Here is a 15,354-nt window from a genome sequence, read left to right as displayed (position 1 = left end):
GAGGTGAATTTGGCTGTGCATGACCCTGTCGTTATCGTCGGGGCCGCCCGTACTGCTATGGGTGGGTTCCAGGGCGAATTCAAATCGGTGGCCGCACCCGATCTCGGGGCGGCGGCGATCCGCGCGGCCGTCGAGCGGGCCGCAATTTCACCTGCTGATATTGACGATGTGCTGATGGGCTGCGTGCTCTCGGCCGGGCAGGGGCAGGCTCCGGCGAGACAGGCGGCCATTGCCGCCGGCATTCCCAACTCGGTTGGCGCGACGACCATCAACAAGATGTGCGGCTCAGGCATGAAGGCGATCATGCTGGCGCATGACCAGCTTGCGGCGGGAAGCTCTTCCATCGTGCTTGCGGGCGGTATGGAAAGCATGAGCAACGCGCCCTATCTGCTGGATCGCGCCCGCAATGGCTATCGTCTCGGCCACGGCAAGCTCACCGACCACATGTTTCTTGACGGTCTTGAAGATGCCTATGAAAAGGGCAGGCTGATGGGGACTTTCGCGGAAGATTGCGCGCAAGACTACCAATTTACCCGCGCCATGCAGGATGACTTTGCGCTTGCCTCACTGGAGCGCGCTCGTCGCGCCATCGCCGAGGGGGCTTTCGAAGCGGAAATAGCGCCTGTCGGCGATGTCGCCGTGGACGAGCAGCCGGGCAAGGCAAGACCGGAGAAAATCCCGCAGCTGAAACCCGCCTTCCGCGATGGTGGAACGGTGACGGCGGCCAATTCCAGTTCGATTTCCGATGGTGCGGCCGCTCTTGTTCTCATGCGTCGCTCCGAAGCGGAAAGGCGGGGCCTTTCACCGCTGGCCACCATTATCGGTCAGGCCTCCCATGCGGATGCACCAGCCGGATATCCAACGGCTCCCATCGGCGCGATGAAAAAGCTGTTCGAAAAAACCGGCTGGTCGGCAAAGGATGTCGATCTGTTCGAAATCAACGAGGCTTTCGCGGTTGTGGCGATGGCGGCGATGCGCGATCTGGATCTGCCGCATGAGAAGGTGAATGTGCATGGCGGCGCCTGCGCACTCGGCCATCCGATCGGCGCTTCCGGCGCGAGGATCGTCGTCACCTTGCTTGCGGCCTTGCAGCGTCACGGGCTGAAGCGCGGCGTGGCCGCCGTCTGCATCGGCGGCGGCGAAGCGACGGCGCTTGCTGTCGAGCGGCACTGAAGGGAGGCGGTGATGATCCTGAATGACGCCCAACAGCAGATCAGGGACATGGCCCGCGATTTCGCCCGTGAGCGGCTCGCCCCCGGTGCTGGCGCGCGCGACCGGGAAAGCCGGTTTCCGAAAGACGAGCTGAAAGAAATGGGTGAACTCGGCTTTCTCGGCATGCTGGTCTCTGAGGATTATGGCGGGTCGGAAACCGGTGCCGTGGCCTATGCCCTGGCGCTGGAGGAGATCGCCGCCGGTGACGGCGCCTGTTCCACCATCATGAGCGTTCACAATTCGGTCGGTTGCGTGCCGATCCTCAAATTCGGGACCGAAGACCAGAAACAGCGCTTCCTGCCGAAATTGTCTTCCGGCGAGTGGATCGGCGGTTTTGCGCTGACCGAGCCGCAGGCCGGTTCCGATGCGTCCAACCTCAAGACCCGCGCCCGGCGCGATGGCGACCGGTATATTCTGGATGGCGCGAAACAGTTCATCACCTCAGGCAAGAATGGCGATGCCGTCATCGTTTTTGCCGTCACCGATGCGGCGGCGGGCAAGAAAGGCATCACCGCCTTCATCGTGCCGACTGATACGCCGGGTTACGAGGTCATCAGGGTCGAGGAAAAACTCGGCCTGCATTCGTCCGATACCTGCCAGATCGCCTTTACCGACATGGCGGTACCAGTCGAATTGCGGCTCGGCGAAGAAGGGCAGGGGTATCGCATCGCGCTCGCCAATCTGGAAGGCGGTCGCATCGGCATCGCCGCGCAGGCGGTCGGCATGGCGCAGGCGGCTTTCGAGGCGGCGCGGGATTATGCCCGCGAGCGCAAGGCCTTCGGGCAGGCAATCATCGAGCATCAGGCGGTGGCGTTTCGCCTTGCGGACATGGCGACGCGCATTGAGGCGGCGCGGCAGCTGGTGCTGCATGCAGCGGCGTTGAAGGAAGCGGGTGAGCCCTGCCTCTCTGAAGCCTCGATGGCAAAACTCTTCGCGTCCGAAATGGCCGAGCGCGTCTGCTCGGACGCCATCCAGATTCACGGCGGTTACGGTTACATGGCGGATTATCCGGTGGAGCGGATCTATCGCGATGTGCGCATCTGCCAGATTTACGAGGGAACCAGCGATGTCCAGCGCATGGTCATCGCGCGAAACCTCTGAAGATTGTTTCGTCGTCTGGAGGAGATGGCGATGGGAGGAGTAGAATGGATATTACCGAAACCACGCATCTCAGCCTGCATGTGCCGGAGCCTGCGGTGCGGCCCGGCGACCAGCCGGATTTCTCCAATGTGAAAATACCCAAGGCCGGCTCCGTGCCGCGCCCAGAGGTGGATGCCGCGCCCGAAAGCATGCGCGATCTCGCCTATTCCATCATTCGCGTCCTCAACCACCAGGGCGAGGCCGTCGGGCCATGGGCGGGGCTGCTCTCGGACGAGGAATTGCTGGTGGGCCTTAGAAACATGATGCGGCTTCGTGCTTTCGACGCCCGCATGCTGATGGCGCAACGGCAGGGCAAGACCTCCTTTTACATGCAGCATCTGGGCGAGGAAGCGGTCAGCTGCGCCTTCCGCAAGGCGCTTTCCAAAGGCGACATGAATTTCCCGACCTACCGGCAGGCGGGTCTGCTGATCGCAGACGACTATCCGCTCGTTACCATGATGAACCAGATCTATTCCAACGAGCTGGACCCGCTGCACGGGCGGCAAATGCCGGTTCTCCATTCCTCGAAGGAGCATGGCTTCTTCACCGTGTCCGGCAATCTTGCCACACAATATGTGCAGGCGGTTGGCTGGGCGATGGCCTCGGCCATCAAGGGCGATACGAAAATCGCGGCCGCCTGGATCGGCGACGGCTCGACGGCGGAATCGGATTTTCATTCCGCGCTGGTCTTTGCCTCCACCTACAAGGCGCCGGTGATCCTCAACATCGTCAACAACCAATGGGCCATTTCCACCTTTCAGGGTATTGCGCGCGGCGGTTCCGGCACCTTTGCGGCGCGGGGGCTGGGTTTCGGCATTCCCGCACTTCGGGTCGACGGCAATGATTATCTCGCCGTCTATGCCGTGGCGCGATGGGCGGTGGAGCGCGCGCGCCGCAATCTCGGCCCGACGCTGATCGAATATGTGACCTATCGTGTCGGCGCGCATTCCACCTCCGACGATCCAAGCGCCTATCGTCCCAAGACCGAATCCGAGGCCTGGCCGCTGGGCGACCCGGTTCTGAGACTGAAGAAACACCTCATCCTGCGTGGTTTCTGGTCCGAGGAGCGGCACCGGCAGGCGGAAGCGGAAATCGCCGATGAGGTTATCGAGGCGCAGCGCGAGGCGGAAAGCCACGGCACGCTGCATGCGGGCGGCAAGCCGCCGACCAAGGATATTTTCGAGGGCGTATATGCCGAGATGCCGCCGCATCTCGTCCGTCAACGCCAGAAAGCCGGGTACTGATATGACGAGAATGACGATGATCGAAGCCGTCCGCAGCGCCATGGATGTATCCATGGAGCGCAACGACGATGTGGTGGTGTTCGGCGAGGACGTGGGTTATTTCGGCGGGGTCTTTCGCGCCACGCAGGGGCTGCAGGGAAAATATGGCAAGACGCGCTGTTTCGACGCGCCCATCAGCGAATCCGGCATTGTCGGCACCGCCATCGGCATGGCCGCTTATGGCTTGCGCCCCTGTGTCGAAATCCAGTTCGCCGATTACATGTATCCCGCCTACGACCAGATCACTCAGGAAGCGGCCCGCATTCGCTATCGCTCCAATGGCGATTTCACCTGCCCCATCGTTCTGAGAATGCCGACGGGTGGCGGCATCTTTGGTGGACAAACCCATAGCCAGAGCCCCGAGGCGCTCTTTACCCATGTCTGCGGGCTGAAGGTGGTGGTCCCCTCCAACCCTTACGATGCCAAGGGGCTGCTGATCGCGTCGATCGAAGACCCGGATCCGGTGATGTTCCTGGAGCCGAAGCGACTTTACAACGGTCCTTTCGACGGCCATCACGACCGACCGGTAACGCCCTGGTCGAAGCATGACATGGGCGAGGTGCCGGAAGGCCACTACACCATTCCGATCGGCAAGGCGGAAATCCGCCGCGCCGGGCAGGATGTCACCGTCATCACCTACGGCACCATGGTGCATGTGGCGCTGGCGGCGGCGGAAGAGACCGGTGTGGATGCCGAGATCATTGATCTTCGCAGCCTGCTGCCGCTTGACCTCGACACCATCGTGAAGTCCGTTTCCAAGACCGGCCGCTGTGTCATGGTGCATGAGGCGACGCTCACTTCCGGCTTTGGCGCGGAAGTCGTGTCGCTGGTGCAGGAACATTGCTTTTATCATCTCGAGGCTCCCGTCGTCCGCGTTGCCGGTTGGGATACGCCTTACCCCCATGCGCAGGAATGGGACTATTTTCCGGGACCTGCCCGTGTCGGGCGCGCCCTCGTCGAAGTCATGGAGGCCTGAAGATGGCGGAATTTGTTCTCACTATGCCCGATGTCGGTGAAGGTGTGGCGGAAGCCGAACTGGTGGAATGGAACATCAAGCCCGGTGATCCCGTGCATGAGGACATGGTGCTGGCTGCCGTGATGACCGACAAGGCGACTGTCGAAATCCCCTCACCGGTTGCTGGCATCGTCACATGGCTGGCGGCGGAAGTGGGGGACACGGTGGCGGTGAAGGCGCCGCTTGTGCGTATCGAAACCGATGTGGCTGCTGCCGCTCCGGCCGGTGATGTGGCGGAACCGGAAGCGCCATCCGACATGACGGAAGAGCCGCCAGCAGCTGAAATCCAGCCGGCTCGTGAAATCGATGATGCGCCGCCTTCTCCGGAGGTCGAACACCATAAACCTCTGGCGTCCCCTGCCGTGCGCCAGCGCGCCGACGATCTCGATATCGATCTCGCACAGGTGCGGGGAACGGGGCCGGACGGGCACATCACCCACGCCGATCTCGATGCCTATCTCACCACGCGGTCGAAACCTGAACGGCCCGCGATGCCGATAGCGCCCCGCGACAGCGCCGTCGAGGAAGTGAAGGTGACGGGGCTGAGGCGCAGGATCGCCGAGAAGATGGCGCTTTCCGTCTCCCGCATTCCCCACATCACCTATGTCGAGGAAATCGACGTGACGGATATGGAGGATCTGCGCGCCACCATGAACGGCAGTCGCCGGTCCGGACAGCCGAAACTGACGATCCTGCCGTTCCTGATGCGGGCGCTTGTCAAAACGGTCGCGGATCATCCCGGCATGAATGCCACATTCGATGACGAGAAAGGGGTCGTCAGCCATTACGAAGCGGTTCACATAGGCATCGCCACGCAGACGCCTTCGGGATTGACGGTGCCGGTGGTTCGCCACACGGAAACGCTTGGCCTTTGGCAATGCGCAGAGGAAGTCTCGCGCGTTGCCGAGGTGGCCCGCACCGGCACTGCCCAGCGCGACGAGCTGACGGGCTCGACCATCACCATCAGTTCGCTCGGCGCATTGGGCGGTGTCGTGTCAACGCCCATCATCAACCATCCCGAGGTGGCGATCATCGGTGTCAACAAGATCATGACGCGGCCGGTCTGGGATGGCAGCCGTTTCGTGCCGCGCAAGATGATGAACCTTTCCTCCAGCTTCGATCACCGGGTTGTTGACGGCTGGGATGCCGCCGTCTTCATCCAGGCCCTCAAGGCGCTGCTGGAAAAGCCGGCGCTGATCTTCATCGATTGAAAGGCGACTCGCGACCGATCCATCACACCCCCCCCTCATTCCTGTGCTCTTCACAGGAATCCAGTCAGCCCAAGTCTTTGGGCTGAAACGACTCTTCCCGCCACGCAGATGCGTGTCGGCTGGATTCCTTCGACGAGCAGAGGAATGAGGGGGGGAGCGGGCATCGAGCAAATGATCGTCGTTTTTGAGCGGGTCGTTTTCGACATTCACGGAACTGTTTCGGTGTCAGTATAGGCTTGCGTTCGCGATCTTCGGGTATAGAAGAGAAAGAACGAGAAGCCGTGTTTTCTCATCATGATCATAGTGGCGGACGGGGGCGCTCCGGTGCCCAGCGCTTCGCTGTCCGCCGGCAACCGAATGAAGAAGAAGGTCCTTTCATGAGCACTCCCAAACCCGTTGTCCTGACTATTCTCGATGGCTGGGGGCTGAGCGAGGACAAATCCAGCAACGCGCCGGTGCTGGCGAACACGCCCACCATGGACCGGCTTTTTGCCACCTGCCCGAATGCAACGCTCACCACTTTCGGCCCGAATGTCGGCCTGCCCAGCGGGCAGATGGGCAATTCCGAAGTCGGGCACACCAATATCGGCGCAGGCCGCATCGTCGCCATGGACCTCGGCCAGATTGACCTGGCGATCGAGGATGGCAGCTTTTTCCAGAATGCCGCGCTTCTCGATTTCGCCGCCAAGGTGAAGGCAGCTGGCGGTGTGGCGCATCTGATGTGCGTTGTTTCGGATGGTGGCGTTCACGGCCACATCGTCCACGGTCAGGCGGCGGTGAAGCTGATGACCGATCTGGGGCTGAAGGTCGTTGTGCACGCCATCACCGATGGCCGCGATGTCGCGCCGCAGTCGGCAGAGGGTTTCGTCACTGCTTTTGCAGCCAGTCTGCCTGAGGGCGCCAGCATCGGCACGGTGATCGGCCGTTATTATGCAATGGATCGCGACAATCGCTGGGAACGCGTTGAAAAAGCTTATGACGCCATGGTTCTCGGCAAGGGCGAGCATGCGCCGGACGCGGTAAGCGCTGTGGCCGCAAGCTACAAAAACAACGTCACCGATGAATTCATCCTGCCGACGGTGATCGGCGACTATCAAGGGTTCAAGGCCGGCGACGGTCTCTTCTGCCTGAATTTCCGCGCCGACCGCGCCCGCGAAATCCTGCTCGCCATCGGCGCGGATGATTTTGACGGGTTCGCGCGCGAAAAGCCCGTGCTTTCGGCCTTGCTTGGCATGGTGGAATATTCCACCCGCCACAGCACCTTCATGACGACGGCTTACCCCAAGCGCGATATCGTCAATACGCTGGGCGCCTGGGTGGCCAAGCAGGGTCTGCGGCAGTTCCGCCTGGCCGAGACGGAAAAATATCCGCATGTCACCTTCTTCCTCAATGGCGGCAAGGAAGAGCCGGAAGTGGGCGAAGACCGCTTCATGCCCAAGTCTCCGAAGGTTGCGACCTATGATCTGCAGCCGGAAATGAGCGCGCCGGAAGTGACGGAGAAATTCGTCGAGGCGATCGGCAAAGGTTACGACCTCATCGTCACCAATTATGCCAATCCGGACATGGTCGGCCATACCGGCGACCTGCAGGCCGCGATCAAGGCCTGTGAAGCCGTGGATCGTGGGCTTGCCGCTGTCGTTGCGGCATTGGACAAGGTGGGTGGCGCCATGCTGGTGATTGCCGACCATGGCAATTGCGAAACCATGGTGGATCCGGTGACCGGTGGCCCGCACACGGCGCACACAACCAATCCGGTGCCGGTGATCCTGTATGGCGGACCGGAAGGTGCAAAGCTGCATAGCGGCATTCTCGCCGATGTGGCTCCGACGCTGCTGCAACTGATGAACGTGCCGCTGCCAGCAGAAATGACGGGTAAGAGCCTGATCGACCTATAATAATAGAGTGCCCTCGCGCGGGAGTTTCTCGCTCCCGCGCATGCCGTTTTATACGCATCGAATGAGGTGGGTCTATCGCTATTTGGCGTAGATGCGGTCGTGGATGAGCATGCCGGTAATCATCGCCGCCACGAAGAGCATGACGGGCAGCAGTCCCAGAGCAAAGGCCGAGATCGCAGGGCCGGGGCAAAAGCCCGCAAGCCCCCAGCCTGTGCCAAAAATAGCCGAACCCACGACCAGCGGCCTGTCGATGCGCGTTTTCGAGGGAAGGCTGAAATCTTCCCCGAGGACGGGTTTGGCAAGGAAACGGCGTAGCTGAACGCCCGGTACCGCGACCAGGAGCGCGCCGCCGAGAACGAACATCAGGCTCGGATCCCAATGGCCGCTCGCCACGTCTAGAAAACCTGACACGCGGGCCGGATCGATCATGCCGGAGAGGGAAAGGCCGAAGCCGAACAGCGCCCCTGCCGCGAGTGCCAGCGCGACACGCGCAATGACCGGATTTTTCATGAGAGGGCTCCCGTTATCGTCGCAGCGAGCATGCCGGTGATCAGGAACGTTACGGTCGCGACGATGGAGCGCCGGGAAAATCGCGCCAGCCCCATGATGCCGTGGCCGGAAGTGCAGCCGGAGCCCATGCGTGCGCCGAAACCCACCAGCAGACCGGCAACGAGGATCAGCGGCCACGGTGTGGTTATGGTGAGGGCGGGAAATTGGCCGGATGCGGTGGCATAAAGATAAGGCCCGGCCAGCAGGCCGGCAACAAATGCCAGATCAGTAAAATGCCGCTCTCTTCCAAGCACATTGCCCATGATGCCGCTAATGCCGGCGATGCGGCCGTTAAAGAGAAACAGGAGGATGCTTGCAATACCAAGCAGCATGCCGCCGAAAAGGGAGGGCCAATAGGGCGTCACGGGCTTTCCCCCGGCGCACAGAAAATCGCATAAAGAGCCTCGATCAGCTGCGCCGCCTTTTCCTCCGTCAGCCGGTAAAAGATTTGTTTGGCGTCACGCCGGGTCTCGACGATGCCGGCTTCCCGCAAGACTCCGAGCTGCTGGGAAAGCGTCGGTTGGCGAATGTCCAGCTTGGTCTCCAGTTCGCCGACGGAAAACTCTCCCTGCGCCAGCGTGCAGGCAAGCATCAGCCGCGCCGGATGGGCGAGTGTCTTCAAAAGTATCGCAACCTCGACGGCACGTTCCTCCATCTCGGGAAGGGGGATTTCAGCGATGTGCAGGGGCAGTTTCAGCGTGTTTTGCTTCACCATGCGCTGCCCTCCAGCACGTCGAGAGGGAATTTCAGATAACGTTTGCCGTTGGCTTCCGGCTCCGGCAGGCGCCCGCCGCGAATATTGACCTGCAGGGCGTGCAGAATGAGCTTCGGCATTGGCAGGGTGCGATCCCGGGCCTCACGAAGCTGAATGAAGCCTTCTTCCGTCATGCCGGCCAGATGCGGATTGCCGCGTTTCTGTTCACCCACCGTGCTTTCCCATTTCGGGGCGCGGCCACCGGGCTGGTAATCATGGCCGGTGAAAAGCCGCGTTTCGTCTGGAAGGGCGAAAATGTTCTGGATGGAGGCCCAGAGTTCTCTGGCGCTTCCGCCGGGAAAATCGGCCCGCGCCGTGCCGGAATCGGGCATGAACAGCGTATCGTGCACGAAGGCGGCGTCCCCCACCACATAAGTAACGGAGGCCAGCGTGTGCCCGGGCGAAAACAGCACGCGCGCTTCAAGCGAACCGATACTGAAACGGTCTTCCGCTTCAAACAGCCGGTCCCATTGCGAGCCGTCGGTCTCAAGGCCGGGCCAGTTATATTTCTCCTGCCAGAGTTTCTGTACGCCGGTGATCCTGGCGCCGATCGCTGTTTTCGCGCCGGTTTTTTGGCTGAGATAGTGAGCGGCGGAAAAATGGTCGGCATGGGGGTGGGTATCGAGAATCCACTCCACCATCAGGTTCTGCTCTTTCACATACTCCAGAATGGCGTCGGCATTCATCGTTCCGGTCGCGCCGGATTTTTCGTCGAAATCATAGACGGGATCGATGACGGCGCAGCGCCCGGTCGAAGGATCCGAAACGACATATTGCACGCTGGATGTCCGCGGATCGAAGAAAGCCTTCACATGCGGCTTTGCCAGAGCCCGCCGCTCCAGCCAGCGAACGGCGCCGGAAAGGTCGAAACCATGCTCCTTGCCGAAAGCCCCGATTTCGCCCTGCTGCATGCGCCCGTCCAGCGCTTCGCCGAGAACATAGAGCGTGAGCGCACGGGTGCCGCCCTTGCAATGGGCGAAAACGGGGCCTTCGGCTTCCGCCATCGTCTGCTGAAAGGCACGAATATCGGCCTCTGTCATGGTCGGGCCGCTGACTGGAATGAAACTGTAGGCCAGACCCGCTGCGCCGGCGGCGCTTCGTTCATGCACATTGCCCGGCTGGCCGGGCTCTTCCCCATCCGGCCGGGCATTGACGATGGTTTTGTATCCTTGAGCGGAGAGCGATGGAAAGTCGGTGATCTCCGGCTGGCCTGCGACTGTCAGACGTTCGTTGATCCTGACGGCGTTCATCGGCATCTCCTGTTGTTCTAAATTAATATACGTTATTGTATAATGTATATTGATTGGCCGCAAGAGGCGCATTTCATCGGAAATGCCTATCGGAAAAGACACCCCATGCCCGGCGCTCTGCGGGCATGGGGTGTGTTTCCCTGAAGCCGGTTTGCGTGGTGGCTGGTCTCAGGCGACGAGCCTGCGGCGTGTCGCCTTCCAGCCGAGACAGATCGCCGCGATGAGCAGAACCGTCTGGGCGACGAGAAACGGTGGCTCGTTGCCGTTCGGTGCCAGAGCGTTCAGCGTTTCGACCTTGAGGAAGGCCTGAACGATCAGCACGAACATGTTCAGATAGAGGCCCATCGTGGCGGTGATCGTATAAATGATGCGCGCCCTGCCATTGAGACCGTATCCATAGAGCGCCACCAGCGCGATCGCCAGAATGGCGGTCGAAATGATGCCGACGCCGAGTGCAGGCGTGAAGTTGCCGATCGGAAACAGAAAGCCGGTGAGCGTGGTGGCGAGCGTCGTGATGAGAAAGAGCGCCATCATGCGCGGCATCCATCGCCCTGCCGCATAAGCGGGCAGGGCGATCAGTCCGGTTGCGATGCCGATGAAGCTTAAGGCAACGTGCAATGCAGTGAATTGGGGAATGGTCAGTCCGAGGATCATGATGCGTCTCCCTCTATTCGGTTTGAGCTGCACGATACCGGCTGGCGGCAAGTGCATGCGACAGATTGGGCCTCAATGCCGCGCGGGCGGCAAGGAAATTTTCAAGATCGGCCGTATCCGGCAGGGAAGGAATGGTCAGGGTCTCGCCGAGATCGAGACCAGCCAGGGCCGCATCCACCATCTCGTAAACATCCATGACCATGGCGGCCGGAATGGCGTCGAGCCGTTCCTCTTCCCAGATCGCCGTGCGAGTGATGCCGGGCAGGACGCCCTGAACCCGCACGCCGGAGGGCGAAAGCTGCGCCTGCAGCGCCTCGGTGAAGGCAAGCACGAAGGCCTTGGTCGCCGGATAGACGGCGGTGAATGCCGCCGGCATCAGCGCCGTGACCGAAGTGATGTTGATGATCGTACCCTTGCCATCGGCCGCAAGGCGCGGTGCGATGGCCGCCGCAAGCCGGGTGACGGCAAGAATGTTGAGGTTGATCATCGTCGTCACATAGGCCGGGTCCAGCGCCGTTATCGCGCCTTCACCGGCAATGCCGGCATTGTTGACGAGGCCGGTAATCTGCCGGTCCTCACGCAGCCGTGCCTCTACCTTTTCGAGGTCTTCCTCCCTGGAAAGATCGGCGGAGAGAACCTCGACTGCGATGCGGTGATCCATTTCCAGCCGCTCGGCCAGTGCCTCCAGCTTTTCGGCGCGCCGCGCGACGAGAATGAGATCATGGCCGCGTTTTGCCAGACGTTCGGCATAGACCGCGCCGATGCCGTCGGATGCGCCGGTGATGAGGAATGTATTCCGTGTCATGTCCGTATCTCCTGTATCTGGTGGTTTCAGGCGTTGATGAAGGCGAGAAGGTCGGCGTTGAACCGGTCCTGATGGGTCTGCGTCAGGCCATGGTCGGCGCCCTCATAGATTTTGAGAACCGCATGTTTGACGATTCTGACCGTGGAAAGCGCGGAAGCGCCCACCGGGACGATCTGGTCGTCATCGCCGTGCAGAACCAGCGTCGGTTTGTCGAAGGCCTTCAGGTCCTGATGGAAATCGCTTTCCGAAAAGGCGCGAATGCTGTCGAGCTGGCCTTTCAGGCCGCCCATCATGCCCTGCCGCCAGAATTCCTCACGGATGCCTTCGGATATCACGACGCCTTCGCGGTTGTAGCCGTAGAAGGGAATGGTCAGGTCTTTGAAGAACTGGCTGCGATTGTCATAGGTGCCCTTGCGGATACCGTCGAAAACATCGATCGGCAGGCCGATGGCATTGCTTTCCGTCTTCAGCATCAGCGGCGGAACCGCGCCGATGAGGGCGATTTTCGCGACGCGGGCCGTGCCGTGGCGGCCGATATAGCGGGTGACCTCGCCGCCGCCGGTGGAATGGCCGACCAGAATGATGTCGTGAAGATCGAGCTGTTCGATCAGCTCGGCCAGGTCGTCGGCATATTGATCCATGGTATTGTTGTGCCAGACCTGATCGGAGCGGCCGTGGCTGCGGCGATCATGGGCGATGGTGCGGAAACCGTTGTTAGCGAAGAACACCATCTGCGCATCCCAGGCATCGGCGCTGAGCGGCCAGCCATGGGAGAAGATGATGGGCTGGCCGTCTTTCGGGCCCCAGTCCTTGTAGAAAATATGCGTTCCGTCTCTGGTGGTGATCGTTGTCATGGCTCTCTCTCCTGTTGCAGGGAGCTTGCTTGCGTCCCGTGGGAATAGAGATACTCTTGACGCAGCCGGGGCTGGATTGGCGCTTCTGACAGAAAACGAGCCGAAACTGACAAAACGGGGGATGCGGGGCATGGCGGGTGTAGCGGGAAGCGCGATTGAAGTCGGTCTGGTTCTCTACCGGGACTGTCAGATCGCCATGGTGCACGGCATCACCGATCTTTTCGCCATCGCGTCGGTGTTTTCACAGGATCGCGGCGGACCGAAACTGCGCGTTAGCCACTGGAGCATGGGCGAGGGCGGTGAGTTTTCGCGCTGTCACGACACCGAGCCCGACAGGCCGGGACATCCCGATATCTTCGTCGTGCCCGGCCGACTGACCGGGCCTGCCGAAATCGATGAGGCCGAGCCCTATGCCCGCTGGCTGCTGGACCGGCATGCGCAGGGCGCGACGCTGGCCGCCAGTTGCGGCGGCTCCTTCATCATCGCCGCGACCGGCCTCCTGTCCGGTCGCCCGGCAACGACCCACTGGCTGTTTGCCGAACGTTTCCGTGACCGCTTTCCCGATATCCGGCTGGAGATAGACAAGATCGTCATCGAGGATGGCGATATCATCACGGCTGGCGGGCTGATGGCGTGGACCGATCTTGGCCTGCGTATCGTTGATCGCCTGCTTGGACCTTCGGTGATGATTGAAACCGGCAAATTCCTGCTGATCGATCCTTCCGGACGGGAGCAGCGACATTACAGCAGTTTCGCACCAAGGCTGACGCATGGCGACGAGCCGATATTAAAGGTGCAGCACTGGTTGCAGGCGCGCGCGGGGCGGGCGACAAGCGTTGCAGATATGGCCGGCCATGCCGGGCTGGAGGAGCGAACCTTCCTGCGCCGTTTCAAGGCTGCCACCGGCATGAAGCCAATCGAATATGTTCAGCATCTTCGTGTCGGCAAGGCGCGGGAACTGCTGGAATTCACCCGTCGTTCGGTCGACCAGATCGCCTGGTCGGTGGGTTATGAGGACGCGGCCGCCTTCCGTCGCGTGTTTCACCGTATTCTCGGCCTTTCTCCGGGGGAATATAGAAGCCGTTTTTCCAGCAGTTCGGCCATGGCGGCTGCCTGAGGACAATCCCGCGGCTCCGGCGGCGGCGATGGCCGGCCCTTGCAATGTGGCGGGTGTTTGCTAACATGCCAGACAAGTTTAAAACAGGTGGGCCGGAATGGACGTTGAGAGCAGCACGAAGCCGGGAGTATCGCTCGCGGCGAAAATCAGCTCCGCATTGCGGCGGGATTTGTCCGAAGGCGTGTTCCGTCCCGGTGACCGTCTTCCGAGCGAAAGCGCGCTGACACGCGAATATTCCGTCAGCCGCACGGTGGTGCGCGAGGCCATCGCCATTCTGCGCGCCGATGGTCTTGTTGAGGCCCGCAAGGGGGCAGGCGTGTTTGCCATTGAGGCGAAACCGGCCAAGGAGGTGCCTTTCAACGATCTCGCCGTGGGGCGGATCTCCTCGGTAATCGAACTGCTGGAACTGCGCACCGTTTTTGAGGTTGAATCGGCCGGGCTTGCGGCATCGCGCCGTTCCGCCGTGCAGGTTGAAGCCATCGTCGATGCGCATCGGCGTGTCGGCGACTGTCTCGCGGCCGGACTGCCGACGCGGGACGCCGACTTCGAGTTCCATCTAGCCATTGCACAGGCGACGCAGAACCGGCGGTTTCCCGAGTTTCTTCAACTCATCCGCTCCGGCATCATTCCGCGTGGCGAATTGCAGGGGGCAGCGCCCGGGTCGCGCCCGAAGGACTACAATCTTCACCTCCAGGAGGAGCATGCGAGGATCGTCGACGCTATCATTGAAGGTGATGCCAATGCCGCGCGCCAATATATGGCGGCACATCTGCGCGGCAGTCTTGAACGCTACAAGGTGCTTCTGCGCTCCCGAACCGCCGCTGAATGACCCGCTTTCTCAATAGGTTACGCACTCGCCCGTCGATAGAAGGCCAAGGAGGCGGCAAGCGTCAAAAGCGCGCCGCCGCAAATTCGGTCGAGCCATAGCGCCCCTGATTTCCGCAAAAGTCTGACGGCCTGCGAGCCAAGCAGGGCATATCCGAACATCACGATGAAATCGATGGCGGCGATAACCAGCGCAAGCACCGCATATTGCTGGATTTGCGGGGCTGCCGGATCGATGAATTGCGGCAGGAAAGCCGAAAAGAACAAATATCCTTTAGGGTTGGTCACGGCCACAAGGAAGCTTTTGAGGAAAATCGAGCGGGCGTAGGTGGCCCCGACAGTGTCTGCCGATTGAAGAGCGCTATCGAGCGAGCCCCTGGAGCGCAACAGCATGACGCCGAGGAAGGCAAGATAACAAACGCCGACCCATTTGACGACGCCGAACCAGAATTCCGAGGCGGCGAGCAATGCTCCCAATCCCAGCGCAACCGCGCCGATCAGAACGAAATCGGAGAGAACGGCGCCGGCCATGCCGGTCAAGGCGCGGCGAACCCCGAAGCGTGAGCCATTCGCAAGCGCCAGCAAAACGGTCGGGCCGGGCGTGGCAATGCCGATAAAGGCGACTATCGCAAATGCCAGAAGTGTCATTTCCGCCATTTTCTTCCTCTCACTTGGAGTAGGAGATGGCAGGTATCGGACCGGCATCTCCGCAGGCATTTTGGAGCGAAAGAATACAGGCTTTTGTAATTGCGGCAATGTGTGTGGGTTCTTTTGCGGCAAGGCAAAGAGG

General features: G+C 61.1%; 16 protein-coding genes. 8 read left to right on the top strand and 8 right to left on the bottom strand.

Features of this window, described 5'->3' with window-relative positions:
- Positions 1–9 precede the first annotated feature (9 nt).
- The 6 genes from OK142_RS08275 (at position 10) to gpmI (ending at position 7,756) form a co-directional block, all read left to right on the top strand.
- The gene (locus tag OK142_RS08275; RefSeq protein ID WP_498682120.1) at positions 10–1,173 is read left to right on the top strand and encodes an acetyl-CoA C-acyltransferase; all 1,164 of its coding nucleotides are present in this window, start codon (positions 10–12) and stop codon (positions 1,171–1,173) included.
- Between the two features lie 12 nt (positions 1,174–1,185).
- Positions 1,186–2,313 (top strand): acyl-CoA dehydrogenase family protein, encoded by a 1,128-nt coding sequence (locus tag OK142_RS08270; protein ID WP_498682119.1) that lies wholly within the window; start codon positions 1,186–1,188, stop codon positions 2,311–2,313.
- Between the two features lie 44 nt (positions 2,314–2,357).
- A complete protein-coding gene (locus OK142_RS08265; protein ID WP_035221257.1) occupies positions 2,358–3,596 on the top strand; it encodes a 3-methyl-2-oxobutanoate dehydrogenase (2-methylpropanoyl-transferring) subunit alpha in 1,239 nt (412 codons plus the stop codon).
- Position 3,597: 1 nt separating this feature from the next.
- Positions 3,598–4,611, top strand: a complete 1,014-nt coding sequence (locus OK142_RS08260) for an alpha-ketoacid dehydrogenase subunit beta (RefSeq protein WP_137039023.1) — start codon at positions 3,598–3,600, stop codon at positions 4,609–4,611.
- A gap of 2 nt (positions 4,612–4,613) precedes the next feature.
- Complete coding sequence (locus OK142_RS08255) at positions 4,614–5,861, top strand: dihydrolipoamide acetyltransferase family protein (protein ID WP_498682115.1); 1,248 nt, start codon at positions 4,614–4,616, stop codon at positions 5,859–5,861.
- Positions 5,862–6,238: 377 nt separating this feature from the next.
- The gene (gpmI, locus tag OK142_RS08250) at positions 6,239–7,756 is read left to right on the top strand and encodes a 2,3-bisphosphoglycerate-independent phosphoglycerate mutase (protein WP_142170767.1); all 1,518 of its coding nucleotides are present in this window, start codon (positions 6,239–6,241) and stop codon (positions 7,754–7,756) included.
- Between the two features lie 78 nt (positions 7,757–7,834).
- Here the strand turns inward: gpmI and OK142_RS08245 are convergent, their stop codons facing one another.
- From OK142_RS08245 to OK142_RS08215, 7 genes are all read right to left on the bottom strand, one after another.
- Complete coding sequence (locus tag OK142_RS08245; protein ID WP_498682112.1) at positions 7,835–8,266, bottom strand: DUF6691 family protein; 432 nt, start codon at positions 8,264–8,266, stop codon at positions 7,835–7,837.
- Entirely contained in the window at positions 8,263–8,670 is a 408-nt protein-coding gene (locus OK142_RS08240; protein WP_498682111.1) for a YeeE/YedE family protein, read from the bottom strand. Before OK142_RS08240 ends, OK142_RS08245 begins: the two co-directional genes overlap by 4 nt.
- Entirely contained in the window at positions 8,667–9,020 is a 354-nt protein-coding gene (gene bigR / locus OK142_RS08235) for a sulfite-sensing transcriptional repressor BigR (protein ID WP_035243515.1), read from the bottom strand. Before bigR ends, OK142_RS08240 begins: the two co-directional genes overlap by 4 nt.
- Entirely contained in the window at positions 9,014–10,309 is a 1,296-nt protein-coding gene (gene blh / locus OK142_RS08230; protein WP_498682110.1) for a bifunctional sulfur transferase/dioxygenase Blh, read from the bottom strand. The genes bigR and blh overlap by 7 nt, the downstream gene beginning before the upstream one ends.
- Before the next feature lie 168 nt (positions 10,310–10,477).
- A complete protein-coding gene (locus OK142_RS08225) occupies positions 10,478–10,963 on the bottom strand; it encodes a hypothetical protein (protein ID WP_035221240.1) in 486 nt (161 codons plus the stop codon).
- Positions 10,964–10,976: 13 nt separating this feature from the next.
- Complete coding sequence (locus tag OK142_RS08220; RefSeq protein WP_498682108.1) at positions 10,977–11,768, bottom strand: SDR family NAD(P)-dependent oxidoreductase; 792 nt, start codon at positions 11,766–11,768, stop codon at positions 10,977–10,979.
- 26 nt (positions 11,769–11,794) lie between these two features.
- The gene (locus OK142_RS08215) at positions 11,795–12,622 is read right to left on the bottom strand and encodes an alpha/beta fold hydrolase (protein WP_498682106.1); all 828 of its coding nucleotides are present in this window, start codon (positions 12,620–12,622) and stop codon (positions 11,795–11,797) included.
- Positions 12,623–12,752: 130 nt separating this feature from the next.
- Between OK142_RS08215 and OK142_RS08210 the strand changes: the two genes are divergently transcribed.
- A complete protein-coding gene (locus OK142_RS08210) occupies positions 12,753–13,739 on the top strand; it encodes a GlxA family transcriptional regulator (protein WP_498682103.1) in 987 nt (328 codons plus the stop codon).
- Between the two features lie 97 nt (positions 13,740–13,836).
- Positions 13,837–14,568, top strand: coding sequence for a FadR/GntR family transcriptional regulator (locus tag OK142_RS08205; RefSeq protein ID WP_498682102.1), 732 nt, complete (start codon positions 13,837–13,839; stop codon positions 14,566–14,568).
- A 17-nt stretch (positions 14,569–14,585) separates the two neighbouring features.
- On the opposite strand, the gene OK142_RS08200 is transcribed toward OK142_RS08205, so the two are convergent.
- On the bottom strand, positions 14,586–15,221 hold the full coding sequence (locus OK142_RS08200) for a LysE family translocator (RefSeq protein ID WP_498682099.1): 636 nt from the start codon (positions 15,219–15,221) through the stop codon (positions 14,586–14,588).
- Positions 15,222–15,354 lie beyond the last annotated feature (133 nt).

The organism is Agrobacterium sp. BT-220-3, from assembly GCF_025910175.1.
Classification (GTDB): Bacteria; Pseudomonadota; Alphaproteobacteria; order Rhizobiales; family Rhizobiaceae; genus Agrobacterium; species Agrobacterium oryzihabitans.
Note: the sequence above shows the minus strand (reverse complement) of the source record. Positions and strands in the feature narration are given on the sequence as shown.